Annotated in this window: 21 protein-coding genes; 10 read left to right on the top strand and 11 right to left on the bottom strand. The window is 64.6% G+C overall.

All coding sequences use genetic code 11. The annotated features are described in order from the left end of the window. Nucleotides 1-6 precede the first annotated feature (6 nt). The 7 genes from tdh to ABD059_RS08705 form a co-directional block, all read right to left on the bottom strand. The gene (gene tdh, locus ABD059_RS08735) at nt 7-1050 is read right to left on the bottom strand and encodes an L-threonine 3-dehydrogenase (protein ID WP_343879083.1); all 1044 of its coding nucleotides are present in this window, start codon (nt 1048-1050) and stop codon (nt 7-9) included. A 132-nt stretch (nt 1051-1182) separates the two neighbouring features. Continuing rightward, entirely contained in the window at nt 1183-1938 is a 756-nt protein-coding gene (locus ABD059_RS08730) for a hypothetical protein (RefSeq protein ID WP_343879081.1), read from the bottom strand. Nucleotides 1939-2061: 123 nt separating this feature from the next. Beyond that, the gene (gene gatB / locus ABD059_RS08725; protein ID WP_343879079.1) at nt 2062-3570 is read right to left on the bottom strand and encodes an Asp-tRNA(Asn)/Glu-tRNA(Gln) amidotransferase subunit GatB; all 1509 of its coding nucleotides are present in this window, start codon (nt 3568-3570) and stop codon (nt 2062-2064) included. A 5-nt stretch (nt 3571-3575) separates the two neighbouring features. Then, a complete protein-coding gene (gene gatA / locus ABD059_RS08720; RefSeq protein ID WP_343879077.1) occupies nt 3576-5147 on the bottom strand; it encodes an Asp-tRNA(Asn)/Glu-tRNA(Gln) amidotransferase subunit GatA in 1572 nt (523 codons plus the stop codon). Between the two features lie 3 nt (nt 5148-5150). Then, entirely contained in the window at nt 5151-5447 is a 297-nt protein-coding gene (gene gatC / locus ABD059_RS08715) for an Asp-tRNA(Asn)/Glu-tRNA(Gln) amidotransferase subunit GatC (protein WP_171586331.1), read from the bottom strand. 80 nt (nt 5448-5527) lie between these two features. Then, nucleotides 5528-6115, bottom strand: coding sequence for a DUF1349 domain-containing protein (locus ABD059_RS08710; protein WP_343879075.1), 588 nt, complete (start codon nt 6113-6115; stop codon nt 5528-5530). A gap of 12 nt (nt 6116-6127) precedes the next feature. Next, on the bottom strand, nt 6128-7744 hold the full coding sequence (locus ABD059_RS08705; RefSeq protein ID WP_343879073.1) for an HNH endonuclease: 1617 nt from the start codon (nt 7742-7744) through the stop codon (nt 6128-6130). Between the two features lie 297 nt (nt 7745-8041). Here ABD059_RS08705 and ABD059_RS08700 point away from each other — a divergent pair, with 297 nt between their 5' ends. From ABD059_RS08700 to ABD059_RS08675, 6 genes are all read left to right on the top strand, one after another. Further along, a complete protein-coding gene (locus ABD059_RS08700) occupies nt 8042-8503 on the top strand; it encodes a hypothetical protein (protein WP_343879071.1) in 462 nt (153 codons plus the stop codon). After that, entirely contained in the window at nt 8493-8837 is a 345-nt protein-coding gene (locus tag ABD059_RS08695) for a transcriptional regulator (RefSeq protein ID WP_343879069.1), read from the top strand. The genes ABD059_RS08700 and ABD059_RS08695 overlap by 11 nt, the downstream gene beginning before the upstream one ends. A 102-nt stretch (nt 8838-8939) precedes the next feature. Then, nucleotides 8940-9356, top strand: a complete 417-nt coding sequence (locus tag ABD059_RS08690) for a hypothetical protein (protein WP_343879067.1) — start codon at nt 8940-8942, stop codon at nt 9354-9356. Continuing rightward, nucleotides 9356-11251 (top strand): alpha/beta hydrolase family protein, encoded by a 1896-nt coding sequence (locus ABD059_RS08685; protein WP_343879065.1) that lies wholly within the window; start codon nt 9356-9358, stop codon nt 11249-11251. Before ABD059_RS08690 ends, ABD059_RS08685 begins: the two co-directional genes overlap by 1 nt. Further along, nucleotides 11248-11883, top strand: a complete 636-nt coding sequence (locus ABD059_RS08680) for a hypothetical protein (RefSeq protein WP_343879063.1) — start codon at nt 11248-11250, stop codon at nt 11881-11883. The genes ABD059_RS08685 and ABD059_RS08680 overlap by 4 nt, the downstream gene beginning before the upstream one ends. 101 nt (nt 11884-11984) lie before the next feature. Then, nucleotides 11985-12962, top strand: coding sequence for a zinc-binding dehydrogenase (locus tag ABD059_RS08675; protein WP_343879061.1), 978 nt, complete (start codon nt 11985-11987; stop codon nt 12960-12962). Between the two features lie 61 nt (nt 12963-13023). On the opposite strand, the gene ABD059_RS08670 is transcribed toward ABD059_RS08675, so the two are convergent. Together ABD059_RS08670 and ABD059_RS08665 are read right to left on the bottom strand one after the other, a co-directional pair. Beyond that, a complete protein-coding gene (locus tag ABD059_RS08670) occupies nt 13024-13539 on the bottom strand; it encodes a GNAT family N-acetyltransferase (protein ID WP_343879058.1) in 516 nt (171 codons plus the stop codon). Nucleotides 13540-13606: 67 nt separating this feature from the next. Beyond that, nucleotides 13607-14311: a GNAT family N-acetyltransferase gene (locus ABD059_RS08665; protein WP_343879056.1), complete on the bottom strand. Its 705-nt coding sequence runs from the start codon at nt 14309-14311 to the stop codon at nt 13607-13609. Between the two features lie 135 nt (nt 14312-14446). Here ABD059_RS08665 and ABD059_RS08660 point away from each other — a divergent pair, with 135 nt between their 5' ends. Next, nucleotides 14447-14671 carry a hypothetical protein gene (locus tag ABD059_RS08660; protein WP_343879054.1) on the top strand — a complete coding sequence of 75 codons (225 nt, stop codon included), beginning with the start codon at nt 14447-14449 and terminating at the stop codon, nt 14669-14671. Nucleotides 14672-14681: 10 nt separating this feature from the next. On the opposite strand, the gene ABD059_RS08655 is transcribed toward ABD059_RS08660, so the two are convergent. Continuing rightward, nucleotides 14682-16253, bottom strand: a complete 1572-nt coding sequence (locus tag ABD059_RS08655) for a DUF6297 family protein (protein ID WP_343879052.1) — start codon at nt 16251-16253, stop codon at nt 14682-14684. Continuing rightward, nucleotides 16240-16917 (bottom strand): ABC transporter ATP-binding protein, encoded by a 678-nt coding sequence (locus ABD059_RS08650; RefSeq protein ID WP_377959640.1) that lies wholly within the window; start codon nt 16915-16917, stop codon nt 16240-16242. Before ABD059_RS08650 ends, ABD059_RS08655 begins: the two co-directional genes overlap by 14 nt. Before the next feature lie 67 nt (nt 16918-16984). Between ABD059_RS08650 and ABD059_RS08645 the strand changes: the two genes are divergently transcribed. From ABD059_RS08645 to ABD059_RS08635, 3 genes are all read left to right on the top strand, one after another. After that, nucleotides 16985-17308, top strand: a complete 324-nt coding sequence (locus ABD059_RS08645) for an ArsR/SmtB family transcription factor (RefSeq protein WP_343879048.1) — start codon at nt 16985-16987, stop codon at nt 17306-17308. Then, on the top strand, nt 17277-17669 hold the full coding sequence (locus tag ABD059_RS08640; protein ID WP_343879046.1) for a VOC family protein: 393 nt from the start codon (nt 17277-17279) through the stop codon (nt 17667-17669). Before ABD059_RS08645 ends, ABD059_RS08640 begins: the two co-directional genes overlap by 32 nt. Nucleotides 17670-17773: 104 nt before the next feature. Continuing rightward, a complete protein-coding gene (locus tag ABD059_RS08635) occupies nt 17774-18610 on the top strand; it encodes a formate/nitrite transporter family protein (RefSeq protein ID WP_343879044.1) in 837 nt (278 codons plus the stop codon). The last annotated feature ends 14 nt before the right edge of the window (nt 18611-18624 follow it).

Here is an 18624-nt window from a genome sequence, read left to right as displayed (position 1 = left end):
TGCTCCTTAGAATCCGGTCCAGTCCAGGACCACTTTGCCGCTGGCCCCGTTGCGTGCTGTGTTAAAACCCTGCTCCCACTGCGACGCGGGCAGGACATCGGTGACCACGCTTGAAATCGCCTGCTGCAGAACGGGGTTGGACTGCAGCATGGCACTCATGGCATACCAGGTTTCGAACATCTCGCGACCGTAAATGCCCTTCAGGGTGAGCATATGGGTCACCACCTTCGCCCAGTCGATGGTGATATCGGCTGACGGCAGCCCGAGCATGGCGATCCGGCCACCATGGTTCATATTGTCGATCATCTCCGGCAGGGCCGTGGGATGGCCCGACATCTCCATCCCGACGTCAAACCCCTCCCTCATGCCAAGCTGGCGCTGCGCATCGTCGATCCGGGTGGTGGCCACGTTCACGGCCAGGTCAGCCCCCACAGCGAGGGCCAGATCCAGGCGCGGCTGGAACACGTCAGTGACCGCAATGTAGCGGGCGCCGGCATGGCGGGCCACCGCGGCCGCCATCAACCCGATCGGTCCGGCACCCGTGATCAACACGTCCTCGCCGACCAGGGGGAAACTCAGGGCAGTGTGGACCGCGTTGCCGAAGGGATCGAAAATGGCGCCCAACTCGGGAGTGACCCCAGCCGGATGCACCCAGACATTCGGTTCCGGTATCACCACAAACTCGGCAAAGGCACCATCACGCTGCACACCAACGCTCGCGGTCCTGATACACATTTGACGGCGACCGGCGCGGCAGTTGCGGCACGTTCCGCAGACAATATGGCCCTCACCAGAGACCCTGTCCCCCACCGCGACGTCCCGCACGCCGCTGCCGAGTTCAACCACCTCACCGTAAAACTCGTGCCCCGGAATCAGGGGTGCGGTGATGGTACTGGCAGCCCACTGGTCCCAGGACTCGATGTGAAGGTCGGTGCCGCAGATCCCGGCGGTGATCACGCGGATCTTGACTTCGCCGAGGCCCGGCGTCGGTTCGGGCCGGTCAACCAATTCGAAACCGGGATGCGGCCCGGACTTATAAAGCGCCTTCACTGAGGGGTTCCTTCCACCCGCACGCGGTGGGTCAGCGTGGTACGCCCCGGCGCGTGCAGTTCATCCTGTACGGTGCTGTGGCACCATCGTCAGCGTATCAGCCGGGTCTCGGCAGAGTCAGGTCGCGGCCTGCTAGTCCTGCAGCGCCAGGCACATCACCGATGCGTCGTCTGCTGGTTCGCCAATCTCCTGCTGGGTGATGCGCAGGGTCAGCATGAGCTCCTGTGCCCCGTCAGGGGTGCTGACCGCATCGAGGAAAGCCTCGGGGCCCGCGACCAGGCCCAGGTCGACGGCTCGCCAGGCACCGTCCGAAGCCAGCGCCACGGTGTGCGCTTTCCCCACTGTCGCCAGGGTGGCTCGCTTGGCCGCTTCGGGCTCCCGCCGGGCCACCCAGACGCCATGCTCGGTATTGCGGTCCCGCCGTGCCTGCAGATGGTCGATGCGTGGTCCGGTGGGTTCGCTGATCGGGACTCCGACGTGCAGCCAACTCCCGTCGTACCGGCGGGCCACGACGTGGCAGTCGGCGAGGCTGAGCACCTGGACGCCGTCGTCGGCGGCGGTCACCAGGGAGACCGCAGCGCTGGGAAAATGGTGGGACCGGGGGCCTACCAGCCGCTGCCCGAGCGCGTCAACGGTTTTCAGCGCCGCGGCCAGAACCTCCCGGGGATCCGCGGGACCGGCGTGTTCGGCCAGCGCAAGGTTGAGGACCTGCGCGTACCAGGACGGGTTGGATGCGCCGGGAAGGTCGATTTCCTCCAGGAGGGAGGTGGCGCCATCGATCATCCAGGCGGCGTTGCCCCGGTACCCGCAGGCGTCCTCCATGATGTGGTTGTCGCCCTCGGTCTGGACGCGGGAGAGATGGGTCCAGCGCGGCATGTCAGTGCTCACCGTCGGCCAACCTGTTCACCACGAGGGTCCTTTCAATGGGAAACGGTGAGCAACCTGGACATTCGAGAGGGAAATGTTGCCCCAAATTGTCCAGGTTGCTCACCTCAAGGAGGGTAAGGGCCGTTAGCCCTCGACGCCGAGGCGCTGCAGGATCAGTTCCCGCACCCGACCGGCGTCGGCCTGGCCGCGGGTGGCCTTCATGACGCCGCCCACGATCGCTCCGACGGCCTGCACCTTGCCGCCGCGGATCTTGTCTGCGACATCGGGCTGGGCTGCCAGTGCCGCGTCGATGGCCTCAAGCAGCGGGCCATCATCGGAGACGACTGCCAGCCCGCGGGCCTCGACCACTTCGGTGGGAGTGCCCTCACCGGCGAGGACGCCGTCGAGCACCTCCCGGGAGAGCTTGTCGTTGATCTTGCCGGACTCGATCAGCGAGTTCAACTCGACGATCAGTTCGGGGGTGACACCCAGCTCGGACGGCTCGACGTCGGCCACCTTGGCGCGGCGGGAGATCTCGCCCATCCACCACTTGCGGGCGACTGCGGGCTTGACCCCGGCGGCGATGGTGTCCTCGATGGAGGACATCACGCCGGCGTTGACGACGTCACGGAATTCGGCGTCGGAGTAGCCCCAGTCATGCTGCAGCCGCTTGCGGCGTTCGGCCGGCGGCTCGGGCAGTTCTGCGCGGAGACGCTCGATCCACTCCTCGGTGGTGACGATGGGCACCAGATCGGGTTCCGGGAAGTAGCGGTAGTCGTCGGCGTCTGACTTGGGACGGCCCGACGTCGTCGACCGCGTGTCCTCGTGCCAGTGACGGGTTTCCTGGGTGATCGGGGTGCCCGAATCGAGCACCGCAGCGTGGCGCTGGATCTCGTACCGGACCGCGTGCTCGACGGCGCGCAGCGAGTTCACGTTCTTCGTCTCGGTGCGGGTACCGAACTTCTCCTGCCCCTTGGGCTTGAGGGAGACGTTCGCGTCACAGCGGACGTTGCCGCGTTCCATCTTCGCGTCGGATACGCCCAGGTTCTTGACGATCTCGCGGATCGCCGCGACGTAGGCTTTCGCGAGCTCCGGGGCGCGGGCGCCGGCGCCGACGATCGGCTTCGTGACGATTTCGACCAGGGGCACACCGGCGCGGTTGTAGTCCACGAGGGAGAACTCGGCCCCGTGGATCCGGCCCGTGGAGCCACCCATGTGGGTCAGCTTTCCGGCGTCTTCCTCCATGTGGGCGCGCTCAATCTCAACGGTGAATACTGTCCCGTCGGCCAGCTCAATGTCGATGGATCCGTCATAGGCGATCGGGTCCTCGAACTGGGAGGTCTGGAAGTTTTTCGGGGTGTCCGGGTAGAAATAGTTCTTCCGGGCGAAGTAGCACTTTTCGGCGATCTTGCAGCCCAGCGCCAGCCCGATCTTGATGGACGACTCAACGGCCACCCGGTTCACCACCGGCAGGACGCCCGGCAGACCAAGGTCCACCGGGGTGACGTTGGTGTTGGGGGTGTCGCCAAACGCGTTGGGAGCCGAGGAGAACATCTTGGTCTGGGTGTTCAGCTCCACGTGGACCTCAAAGCCCAGGACCGGATCATACTTCTCGAGTGCTTCCTCGAAGGTCAGAATGTCTTCAGTTGCCATCACCATTAGTTGGTTCCTCCTGCAGTGCTAGTCTCCACGCGGTCGGCTGCGCCGCCGGGCCGCAAGGCGTCAGGCCTCAGGGCAGGTGCGCGATCCAGCAGGGGGCCACCCCAGCTGGCTTCGAGCAGTGATTCGAGCACGGCTCCCACCCGGTACAGCCGGGCATCCTCGCGGGCCGGAGCTAGCAACTGGATGCCGACGGGCAGTCCATCCTCGTCGGCGAGCCCACCGGGCAGGGACAGCCCCGGCACGCCCGCCATGTTGGCGGGAATGGTCGCGACGTCGTTCAGATACATGGCCAGCGGGTCGTTGAGCTTCTCCCCCAGCTTGAACGCAGTGGTGGGCGCTGTCGGGGAAATCAGGACGTCGGCCTGCTTGAAGGCTGCTTCGAAGTCCCGCTGGATCAGGGTGCGGACCTTCTGCGCTGAACCGTAGTAGGCGTCGTAGTAGCCAGCGCTCAGTGCGTAGGTGCCCAGGATGATGCGGCGTTTCACTTCGTCGCCGAACCCTGCGGCACGCGTGGCCCCCATGACCCGCTCGATGGTCGGCGCGCCGTCGGGCACTACCCGCAGGCCGAACCGGACGCCGTCGTACTTGGCCAGGTTCGAGGATGCCTCGGAGGGCATGATCAGGTAGTAGGCGCCCAGTGCGTAGTCAAAATTGGGGCAGGAAACCTCAACGATTTCGGCGCCTGCACCGCGCAGCAGTTCCAGCGATTCCTGGAACCGGGTCAGGACGCCGGCCTGGTAGCCCTCGCCCTGCAGTTCCTTGATGACGCCGATGCGCATCCCTTCGACGTTACCCAGACGGGCGGCCTCAACCAGTGCGCCGAGGGGGTCGGTGAGGGACGTGGAGTCATTGGGGTCGTGGCCGCCGATGACCTCGTGGAGCAGCGCGGAGTCCAGGACGGTCCGCGAGACGGGACCGATCTGATCCAGCGACGACGCCATCGCAATGGCGCCGTATCGGGAGACTCCGCCGTAGGTGGGCTTCACGCCGACGGTGCCGGTGACAGCACCGGGCTGGCGGATGGAGCCGCCGGTGTCGGTACCGAGTGCGAGGGGAGCTTCGAAGGCGGCGACGGCGGCAGCCGAGCCGCCGCCCGATCCGCCGGGGATCCGGTCCAGGTCCCACGGGTTGCGGGTGGGACCGTAAGCGGAGTGCTCGGTGGAGGAGCCCATCGCGAACTCGTCGAGGTTCGTCTTGCCCAGGATCGGCATTCCGGCGGCGCGGAGCCGCCGGATCACTGTCGCGTCATAGGGGCTGTGCCAGCCCTCGAGGATCTTGGAGCCGGCGGTGGTCGGCTGGCCCTTCGTGACGATCAGGTCCTTGACGGCGATCGGGACGCCGGCCAGCGGGTGGAGGTCCTCGGAGTTGGCGCGGGCCTTGTCGACGCCGGCCGCAACCGCGAGTGCCTCATCGGTGTTGACGTGCAGGAAGGCGTGAACACCGTCGTCGCCGCCGTCGACCTGGGCGATGCGGTCGAGGTGGGCCTGGGTGGTTTCAACGGCCGAGATTTCCTTGGAAGCAAGTTTCTGGGCCAACGCTGCGGCGCTGAGGCGAATCAGTTCAGTCATGGGTTATTCCCCGTCCAGGATGGCTGGGACCTTGAAGCGTCCGTCAGCGTTGTCGGGTGCGCCGGAGAGGGCTTCCTCGTTGGTGAGGGTCTCGCCGACCACATCTTCGCGGTACACGTTGCTCAACGGAATGGGGTGGCTGGTGGTGGGGATGTCGTCGCCGGCCACCTCGCTGACCCGCTTGATCGAGTCAACAATTACTGCCAACTCACCGGTCATCCGGTCCAGCTCTTCGGCACTCATATCGATGTGGGCAAGGCGCGCCAGATGCGCGACGTCCTCACGGTTGATCTCAGCCATAAATCTCCCATGGTCAGTGAAGTGGTGTTTGGTTCCAGTCTACGTGCGGCGTGGGCCGTGGCCGATTCGATGGGCGCCTACTATCCCTCTGCGTGAAGCGCCGTGTCTGCGTCTGTCGTGCGCCAGCTGAGGAAGTGGACCACCAGTCCAGCCCGGGTTGGGGCACAACAGAACGGTCCCGCCTGGAGGATCGCATCGGTTGCGAGCGGGGCCACACGGACGAGCCGCCAGGGTTCCTCGTCGACCCTGGCCCGGATCGTGATTGCTCCGGGGGCCAGGCTCGCGCGCACCGTCACGATCCGCCCGGCCCATTCTGGAACCGGTGATAGTGACCAATCGGATTCTCCACGGGTAACTACTGCACCCACACCCGGCTCACCGTCACTGCATTCGACGCCGGCCTTGATCCAGTTCGTGTCATCGGTTTTGAGGAAGACACCTGCCTGATCGAACTGTTCAGGGAGGTCTGCCCGGAAGGCCACTTCAACTGCTTCGCCCACACTGATCGGTCGGAGCAGTGCGTGTTCGGTGTCATGGATGAAACCGTACGATGTGATCCGCCAGGCGTCGCTGCCTTCCTTTGCGGTCACTAACAGTCCCTCGTCGGAGGTGCGCACCCTCTCGGGCTCGGTTGTCCAGTGCCCCTCGGACCACTCAGCGGTTCTCATGTCCTCAATCTTTCAGGTGCACTGTTCTTGGGGCAAGGTGCCCCTACCGAGACTTCGTTCCCGACGGCGGCTGGGCCGGTTTTGGGCTGGGATCTGTGCCCGCTCGATTGTGGCTGCTGTGCCGGGTAGGGGCGGTGCGGTGGAGTGGTAGGTGTGGCCGGTGGGGGTGGTGATGCTGAAGGTGTGCCGGCGACGTGTTCGTGGTGGGGATCCGGGGGTGGTTTGGGCTCTCCAACCGGGTTGTTCTTTGGTGTGGTTGCACGCCTCGCAGAGTCCTGCCCCGTTGGTGATGGTGGTAGGTCCGCCGCGGTGCCAGGGGATGATGTGGTCGAAGTGGCGGATCGGGGCATCACAGTACGGCGTACGGCAGGTGTCGTCGCGGGCGGTGATGAACCGGCGTTGGGCTTTCGTGAAGAACCGGGCGGTGGAATCCATCGCGACCAGCTCCCCGGTCGATGGGGCGGTGTAGAGGCGGCGCAACCACACATCGAAAGCACGGTGTGCGGGGTTGGTAGCCAAGTGCCCGGCTGGATCCTTCGGGCCAGTGACAGTGCCGCCGGCTGGCCCTGCCTCGGTCGAATCTGCCGGGCCGATTGGTGGCTTAGCACCCGGGTCGGTTGTGGCGGGATGCTGCCCTGGTGGTGTTCGTGGGTTGGTCGGTGTTTCTGTGCTGAGGAGGTTGCGTGCCCAGCTGGAGGGGACGATGCCGTAGCCGGGGATCCTGGCCGGTTCACTGTCGCCCTGGAAAAGGGCACGGTCGGTCATGATGAGCTGCAACTCGACCCGGCTGATACCGCCGGGGACACCAGTGACACGTTCAACGAGGGTATCGGCCATCACCTGACCCCGAGACCTCGGGTCACCAGCACCCCGGACCGTGTCAGCGTGACGAGTCAACACAGCGTAGGTGGCGACGGCTTCTTTCACGGGGAGCAGGGCGGTGAGGTAGGCCATGGTGTCCGGTGCGGGTCGGATGCTCACGCACCGGTCCGTGACAGCCCGTGCGGCACGGTTCACCACTGACCTGGGATCCCGGCGGTATCCGGCGGCTTTCACCGCCGCGACAATCGCCCTATCCCCACACCCGTCGAAGGTCCCGGTGTCCGGGTGGAGTTCCTCATCAACGGCAGTCCGGTCAGCACTGGTGAGGCAGGCGGTTTCCTTCACCAGCAGGGTGGCCCGCCACTCATTCAACCGACCCTGATGCAGGGCCGCCAACGTGTGGGGCATTTCCGTGACGAGGGCACGCGCGAGGCCGAGGAGGCGGCTGCCGCGGGCCGGAGACTCACGGCGAGCCAACGCGACCTGCGCCCCGACGCTTTTTCCCCGCTCCGCGGCCGGCACCCCGGCATCGGCTTGAGCCTGACGTTCGGCCACATCAACCGCAACCGCGATTTGGGCTTGCATTCCAGCGATCGCCGACTTCAGATCTTCCAACTCCCGCAGCTGGTCGATCAAGCCCGCCGCATCCGCGGCCGGGTGAAGGGAATTGAGGGCATCGGCCAAGGCTCGGGTGGAACGGGAACGACCAACGCGACCGCCGGAACCAGCACCAGTAGAGCCGCGCGGAGCGTCCGCCCGGGAGGGGATTCCCTTCCGCTTCGGCGATGGAGCTGTGCTGCCTTCCATACCTCTATTGTCCCAAACCGCACTGACATTTCTGGGGCTTTACAAGCTATGTGGATAAATCTCTCGAACAAACATTCGATTTCCTATCAGGCTGCTTTCACCCCGTCATCGGTCAAATCGACCAACTGGGCTGCCCGCGTCATGGCAAAATAGCGCTTCAATCCCCGAGGTAAAACCCTCAAGCCAAGCAGGACTCCCCTCCGGAATCAGCCCCACCATTCCTCGACATGCAGGCCTCGCCGGGTGACCCGGAAGAGAAGTTGCTTTCTCTCGTGGAAACTAACTACACTTTCCATCATGGAAAACAACATTCGGTTATCGCCTGATCCATCAGAGTCTGCCGCGGCGTTGCTGGCCGACGTGGAGCAGGACCGCTCGGCCCTGATTGAGCGGATGACCACACCGCGCTGGGTACCCCCGATCTTTGGCGCAGTGGCGGCGATCTGTGTCGCATCACCCGCTGCAGGAGACAACCGGTCGGGCAATTCCACTCTGCTCATCATCGTCGCGATCATCGTGGTTTACCTTTACCACCGGGCGACGGGGGTCAAACTGTCCCACATCGGCGGGACGGCCTGGCTGATCTATGCCGCGACCCTGATTACCTGCCTGACACTGCTGAGCGTTTCGCTGGGGCTTGTTTCCTTCGACCTCTACTGGTGGGTGCTGGCCCCTGCGGCGGCCGCCTTCGGCGCCGGAACACTCGGTACCCACTTCTTCCTGCGCAGCGCCCTGCGACGGATTCGTCATGCCAGCTAATCCCGCTGAAACAGATCAGGGAGTCTTCAACGAACTGATCCATGCGCCCCTTCGATTCCGGATCTGTGGCCTCCTTCGGAATGTGAAGAGTGCGGACTTCGCCGCCATCCGCGATGCTCTCGACGTCGGTGACGCCGCCCTGTCGAAGCACCTGAAGCTCCTGACCGACGGCGGTTTTGTTTCGATGACCAAATCGTCGTCGGTCGGTCGGTCGGATGCTCGACGGATCAGCTGGCTCTCCTTGACCCAGGAAGGCAAGAGAGCTTTCGATTCCCACCTGGCTGCACTCCGCGCGATCGCCGCAGGGGTCATCGACTCTGGCGGACAGGCGTAGCTGGGCCGGACTGCTGCCTGTCCGATGGGCTGTTCTGCCCATCGGACAGGGCAATAGTCCGTGCAATACTCAGTGGTGGAACCGTTGCCCGGGGGAATGAAAATGAAATTTCAGCAAGAAGCACTGTCACCGTCGATAGGTTCAGGAAGCGGCACCTTCGATGTTCAGCCGTCTGGCATCCACGCGACTCTGATCGACGTTGCTGCGGATGGCCAGTCGCTTGCCGCTGCGGCCAAGGACGCCCGCGTTGGCGGGGACCGAGTGGCCGGACTCTTCGGCTCGGCCGATGTGGTCGCCGCGGCATTCAGCACGTTCTGGAGTGGTCGGGACGATGTCGGTGAACGCGTTGCATCGCTCGTCTTTCGCAAGGCCGACGCGGTCTCGACCGCGTCGCAAGCCTTCACCGAAGCTGACGCCACCATGGATTCCGAAGCAGCTGCAGCGTTGTCCCAGCTCTCGGCAGCGTACAGGCCGCCTTCACCGGTCAGCGGTCGCCAGGCTGTGCAACAGCCATGGTAATGCCGCAGTTGCCCGACATTGCTGTCGTCTGGGACGAGCTGGAGGATGCCGCATCGGACATGGCCCTGCGCGCCCAGGTGAGCGCGGACTACCTGGCTGACGCCGCCACGGCCTGGCTGCGCTTTCGTGACTACTATGTGGAGCCCACCACCCAGGAGCAGGTGTACACAGCACTGGATGATCTGAAGGAACCCACCGAAAACTGGCAGCGATCACTGCAGGACGCGAGCACCATCATCAGCGACTTCGTCACGTCAGGACGTGCCCTGGCGGCCCGAAAGCAGGAACTGCAGCGCTTGATCTTCAGACAGCAGGAAACAGACCCGGACTCGCTGGATGAATCGGAAAATTCACCGGCCAACCAGGCCACGGTCCTGACCCGTGAATGGACCGAGCTACAGGAAACGACTGCAGCAGCACTGGCGGGCATTGGGTACGGCGACGGCGCTGGATTACCGATGGGAGCCGCACCCGGCGGAACCCTACTGCCCACAGTCGAATGGGCCAGCTGGACCACGTCGTTGAACGAACAGTTCGGTCCTCTGAATCCCGCCCTGCTGCTCACCTCGCTGACCGGCCTGAACGAGTCCGAGCTGGCGGCGTGGGCAGCCGCCAACCCCGAAGCCGCTGCCCTCCTGGCGAACAGGACGATGATGGGACCGTTCGGCATCGGGACTCCCGAAGCCATCATGCAGGCGGCGATGGGCGGTGACGCGGATCTGTCCGAACAAGGCATTGCCGGCATACGCGCGGCGTGGACCGGCCTGTCCGAGGAGGATCAGGAACGGCTATTGTTACTCTTCCCCGCAGTGTTCGGGAGTTTGAACGGCGTACCCTTTGCACAGCGGGCCAAGGCGAACAACATCACGGTTCCCGGGTACCGCCACACGGCGGAAGAGGAACTTGCCGCCCTCAAGGAACCGATGATGGCGGATTTCCCGTCGGATGATGACGGGGCGTATGAGTACGTGCATGCTCATGTTGAATGGAGCGCCGAACAGGACCGGCTGAAATCGCAGCTGAAAGGCCTTGAGTACGCGGTGGACAATCACGTTCAGGTGGTCATGGTGAGTATGGCGGGCAACGGACAGGTTGTCTCGATGACCGGCGCTCCCTCCCCCGACACGACAGTCATGTCAACCGTGGTTCCGGGTACAGGCGCAACTCTTGGTGGACTCGAGAGCTACACCGACAGGGTCGCCGCGATCAACGGTGAACCGTCGGACCAGAAAGTGGGCTTCTACTGGCAGGGCACCGACCTGCCACAGAAATTGGTTATGGATAACGCCTCCCCGCACTTCAACGAGACGGGCGCCCCGCGATTAGCCGCATTCGACTATGCGGTGGATCTGGAAATTCCCTCCGATGCTCGCACCACCTACGTGGGCTACAGCGCTGGCGGATCCTTACTGGGTACCGGGGAGCGGGAGGGGCTCGACTCGACCAACATTGTGTACGTCGCCCCCGCAGGGCCGGGTCACGAGGTGGGAAGCCCAGAAGACACTGCCAACCCCGATGCCAACCGTTACTGGGTTCAAACCCGCACCGACCCCATCTCGGCCGCGCAATTCTTTGGTGGCGGGTCCCACGGCAGCTCGTGGTGGAAGGGTGGGAGCCCCAACCAGATGGGCGTAACACGCCTCGAAACCGGCTTCCTGGATCCGAGAAATCCCGATTCCGTGATGGGCGGCCACGAAGATTACTTCACCCCGGCATCCACCAGCGCTCAGAATATTTCGGGGGTAATCAACGGCACGAAAGTCAGCCTGCATGTCGAGGATGACTATATTTATGGACGCTACGGAGCTGTGGCCTATTCCCCCCTTGAGACCAGCCCTGACGACTACACCGGCAGCAAGCTGAAAACTATTACAGTCGAGGAGCTCGAAAAATGACTGACAGACGTCAGGCCTGGCCGAGCCATTGGAGGCACGGCCTCCTCACTATCGCCCTGGTGGCAGTGATCGCCAGCGCCGGGTGCGCTGCGTCAGCTCCTTCTAACCCCCAAGAATCGGAAGCCACCATGACAGAGACACTTTCTCCAGAGGATTTCACGGCCGTGCAGACCCGCCTTGAGGAACTGATGCCCGTCCTGCAGACCGAAGCCGGAGCATTTGTTGAATTGCAGCTCAACCAGCTACGGGAAGATTCCTGCCTCCGCCCGGAAGACGAACAACCGCAGACCAAGACCCGGTGGACCGGGCAACTCGCAGGACCACCGGCTGATCCCGAGACAGCAAACGCCGCGCTGGACGCTGTGAAGGCTCTCCTGACAGCTGAGGGGTGGGACCTCGATCCTGACGAAGCCCTGTCTGACGATCAGGTGGGAACTGTGCGGGAGCTCTATTTCCAGAAGGACGGGCTAAACGTTACGGCCCGCCACGAAAGGGCCGAGCTGGTTCCCGACACGGTGGTGCTCCTTGCAGCGACCGACTGTGTGGAGCACCCCGCCGATCACCAGATGCTCCGCTCGCCACTCGACCCAGAGTATGGCAACAGCAGCCAGTATTACCCCGACGGCGCCTGAGACGTCATCGTTTCGGCAGCGCCAGGTCGCTGCGGGTCAGGAATACCAGAACAGCCCTGACGGTTGTGCTTTCCGACTAACGATACGAAAGAGAGATAGTTATGCGAGCGATTCGTCAGCACACTTTCGGGGAACCCTGGGACGTCCTCCAGGTCGATGAGGTCACCACCCCTGAACCCGGTCCCGGGCAGGTACGGGTGCGCACTCTCCTGTCCCCCATCCACAACCACGACCTCTGGACCGTTCGCGGCACCTACGGCTTCAAACCAGAACTGCCTGCCCAGGCGGGCTCCGAGGCAGTAGGGGTCGTCGACGCGCTCGGCGACGACGTCGAGCACCTTTCGGTGGGACAGCGCGTCGCCACCGGCGGCACGTTTGGCGTCTGGGCCGAATACTTCATCGCCCAGGCACAGGGCCTGATCCCCGTCGATGAAGCTGCCACCGACGAGGTAGCGTCCCAGCTGGTTTCGATGCCGTTCTCCGCCATCGCCCTGCTCGACTGGCTCAACCTCACCGAGGGTGACTGGATCATCCAGAACGCCGCAAATGGTGCCGTCGGCCGCCTGATCGCCCAACTGGCTCCCACCCGCGGCATCAACGTGGTCGGGCTGGTCCGCCGTGACGCAGGCGTTGACGAACTCGCTGCCCAGGGTATCGAGCGAATCGTTTCCACCGAGTCCGAAGGCTGGGAAGACCGGGTCGCAGAGATCACTGGTGGCGCGAAGGTCGTTGCCGGCGTGGATTCGGTGGGCGGCGACGCCAGCAATGAGGTGCTCTCACAGCTCAGCGAGAATGGCACCCTCGTGGTGTTCGGTGCGATGGGTGGAACCACGATGACCCTGAGTTCCGGTTCGATCATCTTCAAGAACCTGACGGTGAAGGGCTTCTGGGGCAGCACCGTGATGCGCGAGCTACCGGCTGGCCGTCGCGGCGAGCTGTTCAGCGAACTGCTCCTCCGGGTCAACGACGGCACCCTCTCTTTCCCCGTCGAAGCCGTCTACTCGCTGGAGCAGGTACACGACGCGTCCCGGGCCAACTTCGTCGCGGGCCGCAAGGGCAAGGTCATGATCCGGCCGTAGGCGCAACCCGCCTGTGCAGGTGTCCCCACTTTCTGGGGACACCTGCACAGGCGCAGTGGTTCTAGAGGGACAATCTGAACACCCAGAGCAGGATCTCCTCGTCGCGCACCCACCAGTCACGCTCTGGTTGGCGCTCGAAACCCAGCGAATGGTACAGCGCATGGGCGCGGGTCATGTCGGAGCCGCTGGTCAGGCTGACCGCCGTGATCCCGTCCAGCGAACGGGCATGTTCAATGATCGCCTCGACCATCAGACGCCCCACCCCGCCCCGCTGAACCGTGGGGTCCACCGCCAGCATCCGGAACTCCAGCTCACCGGCGACCGCAATGTCGGTATACCGCTGACCTTCGAACGTGATGGCGACCGAGGCAACCACAACCCCGTCGCGCTCGGCCACCCAGATTTCGGCGTGCTCGGCACGGTGCTCGACGTCGGCCAGCACCCGCAGGTAGGGATGATCGGGAGCCTCGAAGTACCCGGCCTCAAGGTAGGCGGCGCAGGTGATTCGACGGACGTCGTCGTAATCCGCTGCGGTGACGGGGCGGATCACAAGGTCGGTTGGTGCTGTGGGGGTCATCTAATCCTCATTGGGAAGGCGGACGGATACGACGCCGGAATGCCGCCTTCCAATTCTGCAACACGTCCTAGTCCTTCTCCACAACGTCCCATTCGCCGAAGCGGACGAATCCTGCAGATTCCGCCAGCGCAGCCGACGCCGTGTTGTCCCGCTGGCAGCGGTACTGCGGTTCGTAGCCCAGCTGGAGGGCCATCGAGCTGATAGCGCGCACTGTGCGCCTGGCATACCCGCGGCCGCGCTCGGCGGGCAGGGTGATGACTCCAAGGTCAGCCAGCCTGGTTTCGCGCCAGGGATACATGCTCGCGGCGGCGACCAGCAGGCCCCCGCGGAAGGTACCGAACGCGAGCCAGTGATCGAGTTCGACGAACGCTTCGTCCAGTTCCGCGGCGGGTGCCTGACCCGTGAAGAGGGCAAAGGCCTCGTGGTCGTCCGGGGTGAGCTGCCGTGTGCCTTCTGGACTGGGTTCGCGCCGGACCGCTTCGTGATCGGTGGCTGGCAGGTAGAACAGAGAGTCTGGACCGTTGAGCCTGATACCGGCGGCCGCGAGCCTCGGAGCCAGATCCCCGACGCGGACCGCCTGGCCGGAGGAAAGGCCGAGGTGCCGGGCCCGTCCGGGAGTCAGGGTGAGCAGGCTGGGGCCCTCCACGAGGTGCAGCACCGCCACCGACCGGTCCGCAGCCATTGACGGGTCGATGACCACCTGGACGCTCCCTGCTCCACCCGGGACCGGGTCCGCCGGAAGCCAGTACTGGGTCACGCTCGGAGAAAACACAGGACCTCCTGCAAGGGACCGTAGTGGCCTTGTCTGAATCGTGGGGCTGTCCTTGCCATTTTCCGATGCTACGCGACCACGGGGCCACCACGCGCCTGCCTAGCCACAAGCCACCAGACGACGTACGTTTGATTGATGTTGACGTTTGGCTGGAAAACCACCCGTGTCCTTTTCGCCGTAGGCTCGATGCTCATCTTCACGGGTGTGATCGGAATGATCATGGACCCCTCCCGGGGCCTGTTGTGGTTCGCTATTGCGGCCGGGGTGCTTTTCGTCGCGATCGCGACGCGTGGGCCGTGGGACAGCAAGGCCAGCGGTCGCAACCGGTCCGTGTTGGGTTTCAAGGCTCGCCCGGAGTGACTACACGGGCTCAGCCGCCCGCCTGGGAGGCTGGCTTCGCGGCCATTTGCATCAGCAGTACCGCCGCACTGATCACTACCTGCACCCCGACCAGCCACGGATAGACGGCCCCGATATACAGGGCCAACAGCACCGGCACCATCGCCAGGACGGTCACATCGATACCCCGGAACAGTGCTGCAATCTGGGTCCGTGGAACGGGACCGAAGGGCGTTTCGGCAGCTGGGGCCGTCCAGTCAGTCGCAGGTCGGGTGGCGGCCCTGACGGATCCGGCCCCCATTCCGAGGCCCGCCACCGCACCCAGCAGAATCAGGCCGGGTCCACCGACGCCGACAACGCTCAGTGCACCTGTCAGAGCCGCCATCCAGACACTCATCGCGACCGCTGGCATCAGGGTCCGGCTGAGCATCACTACCGAGGTGGAGACGGGAAGCAGCAGGTCCAGCTCCGGGACCAGCGCCGTCCGCCGCGCGACAACCCCCATGCCGGCACCGGTGACGCACCCGGCCACCACGATGACCAACAGTTGCACGACGGCGGGTAACGCCGCATCAGCGAGCACCAGAGCGAGACAGGCGCCCAGCCACACCAGCGGCACCGCCACCCCTTGCTGCAGCCGGAGGAACGCGACGATATCGGCACGCACCATCGCCGACCGAGGCCCCAACGTGGGGCGGGCGTACAGCTTCGCCCCCCGCGTCGAGGCGGTGCGGCGTGGGCGGGCTGCCAGCGCCCGGCCAAGCTCGTTGACGTCCAACAGGAACACTGAAGCACCGGCGTGGCCGGACACGCCTCCACCGCGCACCAGTTCGGACCCTGCGACCGCGCCAACTCTCGGCAGCGAGTAGGCCAGTACCCCGATCGCGAGGGCCAGCGCCACCAGCAGTGGCCAGACAGCAGGCCCTAGCGACGGCAACACCGCTAGGGGCAGCAGCACCAGCGCTGGCCAGAGAGGATCCCGCCGGCCGGACCCCGCCCGCAGCTGCAACAGAGTTGCGCCGCCGACCACGATCACTGCGACCAGTCCGAACGTTCCCGCGGCGAGGACATGCCCCGCAGGCGTCCGGTCCAGCGCGGTAAGCAGGCTGAAGGGGAGGTACCCAACAGCACTGCCCAACCCCACGCCCGCACTAAGTCTGCTGAGCCCCGGCAGAACCATCGGCCGCCGGTCGACCGGCAGCGGTACCCACCAGGATCCCTCACTGGAACTCACCGCGGCCGGTCCCAGCCTCCTCGTCAGGGTCAGCAGCCCGTTCAACGCGAGGTAGGTCAACAGGATCCACAGCACATCAGCCGGCAGAATCTGCCACTGCTGGCCGGCGAGGCCACCCTGCGCAGGATCCCGTCGGGCAATCTCGTCGCGCAGAGCGAACACAAATGAGCCAGCGATCGCGAGCACGCAGGCCAGGGCCAGGGTGTTCGAGTAGATGTCGATGAACAGGCCGCCGACGGACGTCCGGGCGCGGTTGTACCGGCGGGACGACGTGCGGGTGAAGGCGACGACGGCTCGGGCGGCGGCGAGGGTCCCGTCCCTGTCCTCGCCAGCAGCGGGTCGCAGCCGAAGCGCTTCAGGAGCCGGCAATGATCGCAGCTCCCTGGTCAGGGTCGAGCTGCTCGACGACGTCGTCAATCACCAGGCAAGTCGAGGCGGTCTGCACCAACAGTCGCGGATCGTGGGTCACCAGCACCACTGCGGCTCCGGCCTCCGCGTGGTCGCTGATCCGCTGCGCGAGAGCATCGCGCATCACCGGGTCGAGTCGCTGTTCGGGTTCATCGAGGATCAGGAGGGAGGACGGGCGAATCAGCCCGGCCGCCAGCAGGAGCCGCCTCCGCTGCCCGGAGGACAAGGCTTCCGGGACCACGTCCGCCCGGTCCCGTAGCCCGAAGAACTCCAGTTCGGCGGTGACCCGTTGATCCGGGGCATCAAGAGAATGGCCCCGTGCGACGAGCAGCAGGTGTTCACGGACCGTGAGGGCCGGAAAGAACAGGTCGTCGTCGAACACGGCTGAAACCTGGCGTCGGAACATCACAGCATCGGGGACCGCTGGCAGACCCTGCACCAGCACGTCCCCAGCGAGCGCTGGCTGCCGGCCGGCAAGCGTCCGGACGACAGTTGATTTGCCCGCGCCATTGACGCCGACGACGCCGAGAACCTCCCCCGGGTGGACCGTCACCGACACCTCACCGCACACCGGCGCCCGGAAATAGCCAACGAGAAGTCCCGTCGCCTGAAGTACTGCCCCCATTTCAGCCATTTACCTATCGTAATCGGGGTCTTGATAGGCAAGCGCATACTTGCCTATACTGGGGTTCATGGTTGATGTATTCCGAGCTCTCGATGACGAAACGAGGCGCACTATTCTCGATGAGCTGGCGTTGCGCGACGGTCAGACACTGTTCGAGATCTGCTCGATCCTGGCCATGCGCCATGACCTCAGCTTGACCCGCCAAGCCATTTCCCAACACCTGGGTGTCCTTGAATCGGCCGGACTCATTGCGACCGAGCGTCGGGGACGCTCCAAGTTCCACTATTTCAATCCCGCACCACTCGCGGACATTACCGATCGATGGCCTACAGAGAAGACGACCGAGAGAAGAGGACCGAATGAAAATCGCACTGACCAGCCTGTTCGTTGACGACCAGCGAGCGGCGTTGGCCTTCTACACCGACGTGCTTGGCTTCATCAAGGGCCACGACATCCCGTTGGGTGACGATTTCTGGCTGACCGTCCGGTCGCCCGAGTCCCCCGACAGCCCCGAACTCCTCCTGGAACCGTCCAGCCACCCCGCGGTGAAGCCATACCGAGATGCGCTGGTGGAGGACGGCATACCCCTGGCACAGTTCGCTGTGGAGGACCTCGGGTCCGAGTATGCCCGGCTCACCGAAAAGGGAGTGGTCTTTACCCAGCCACCCACCGACATCGGTATGGCCATCATGGCCGTTTTCGACGACACCTGCGGCAACCTGATCCAACTCGTCGAAATGAAGCAGTCCTGACCAGAACGATCCGGTGGATCCAGCTCCCCCGGTTGCTACGATTCCCCTAGCCGATAGCGCTGATCCGGGAGAGCACTCCCACACCTAACACCGGGAGAGGCGTCATGAGCGAAGCACGCAGGCGGGAACTAGGGGACACTGACGCCCCGGTCGAGGATGAGCTGAAGGAGTCCTTCGACAACACCATTGAGGAGGGTGCCGAGCGGCTGCACCGCACCTTCCGCAACATCCTTGTCACCGGGGTGTTCGGGGGGTTCGAAATCGGGTTGGGCATCATGGCCTACCTGGCGGTGCTGCATCAGACGGGCGATCACCTGCTCGCTGGCCTTGCATTCAGTGTGGGCCTCGTCGCCCTGTTTCTGGCGCACAGCGAGCTGTTCACCGAGAACTTCCTGATGCCGGTCGCGGCCGTCGTCGCGAAGGAGGGCAGCGTGACGCAGTTGGCCAAGCTGTGGGGTGGAACCCTCGTGGCCAACCTGGTCAGCGGCTGGGCCTTCGTCTGGATAGTTATGCAGGCGTTCCCGGAGTGGAATGAGACGGTCGCCGAGAGCGCCCACCATTTCATTGATGCGCCGTTCTCCCTGCAAGTGGTCGCGCTGGCCGTGCTGGGCGGCAGCACCATCACCCTGATGAGCCGGATGCAGCAGGGCACATCGAACGACGTCGCCAAGATCGTGGCAACGGTGATCGGCGGATTCCTGTTGGCAGGCCTGCAGCTGTTCCACTCCATCCTGGATTCCCTGCTGATCTTCGCCGCGATCCATTCCGGCGCCGACATCAGTTACCTGCAGTGGCTCGGCTGGTTTGGTTATACCCTGGCGTTCAACATGCTCGGCGGGCTCCTCCTCGTGACGCTGCTCCGCCTGGTCCGCACCAAGGAACTGATCGAGAAGCGGCGGGAGGAGGCTCCGGCGGATCCGGACGCTCCGCACAATCGCTGACGACGGCGACCCCC

The organism is Arthrobacter flavus (assembly GCF_039526005.1).
Classification (GTDB): Bacteria; Actinomycetota; Actinomycetes; order Actinomycetales; family Micrococcaceae; genus Arthrobacter_D; species Arthrobacter_D flavus.
Note: the sequence above shows the minus strand (reverse complement) of the source record. Positions and strands in the feature narration are given on the sequence as shown.